Origin of the sequence: Ligilactobacillus acidipiscis DSM 15836 (genome assembly GCF_001435755.1) — a bacterium.
Taxonomy (GTDB): domain Bacteria; phylum Bacillota; class Bacilli; order Lactobacillales; family Lactobacillaceae; genus Ligilactobacillus; species Ligilactobacillus acidipiscis.
On the sequence record NZ_AZFI01000304.1, the window covers coordinates 1 to 960 of the forward strand.

Sequence of the window (960 nt, forward strand, 5' to 3'; positions counted from 1 at the left end):
ACCGAGCGTTTTTGAACTTTATTTTTTCTTATCTTATACATTTTGTCCGCTTTAAGTAGAAAAACTGAGTTAATTTAAAAACTGAACCTCTTTATATCTCTTTAATAACCTCTTTAAACCTCTTTAGAAAGTCTGTATCCCTTGACACTCATGGTTTATAGCGTTCTATTCCGTACATTTTGCCCGCTTATTCCGTACATAATTATTTGATGTATTGAATAGAAAGTGATATGCTCTTTTTAAATTATGAGGTGATTATATGGTAAATGAGCTCGTAAAATACGATAATCGACTAAATTCCATTCCATTACGTCGTTTTAACTCCCGTGAAATGAATTTATTTTTTTCCATTGCTTCAAGAATCATAGATAAAGGAACCAATGATATTTCATTTTCATTTACACAATTGAAGTATTTAAGCCAATATAAAAACCACAATGGACGATTTATTGAGGATTTAGAAAAAGTATATGACAAGCTTTTAAGTATCAGTGCGAGAAATGATGACGGTGATAAAATTGTTAGGTTTGTTGCATTCACAAAATATGAAATCGAAAGATCTACAGAAACTGTAACCATTGCTGTTAATCCAGATTTTAAGGGGCTTTTTAATGAGTTACGTACATGGACTAGGTTTAGTTTGGAACAGTTCGCAAGCCTGAAAAGTACGTACTCTAAAACAGCATTTCGACTATTAAAGCAATACAGAACTGTTGGTAAAAGAAATTTTAAAATGTCTGAATTTAGAGAATTATTGGATATTCCTGAAAGTTATAGAACAGATGCCATTGATAGACGCGTTTTAAAACCAATTAAAGAAGAACTATCTCCTATATTTCGTGGTTTAAAAGTTAAAAAACGCCACGAGGGTCATGGTGGTAAAATAACCGGTTATGAGTTTACCTGGAAGCCTGAAGATAAAAACGAAAATGACTTTTTAAAAAGTTCTTGGTATGAAAT

The 960-nt window shown here is 31.5% G+C and carries 1 protein-coding gene; it reads left to right on the forward strand.

Annotated elements, in window-relative coordinates:
- Positions 1 to 259: 259 nt before the first annotated feature.
- The coding region (locus FC65_RS10830; RefSeq protein WP_056972757.1) for a replication initiation protein at positions 260 to 960 on the forward strand (701 nt) is incomplete at its 3' end.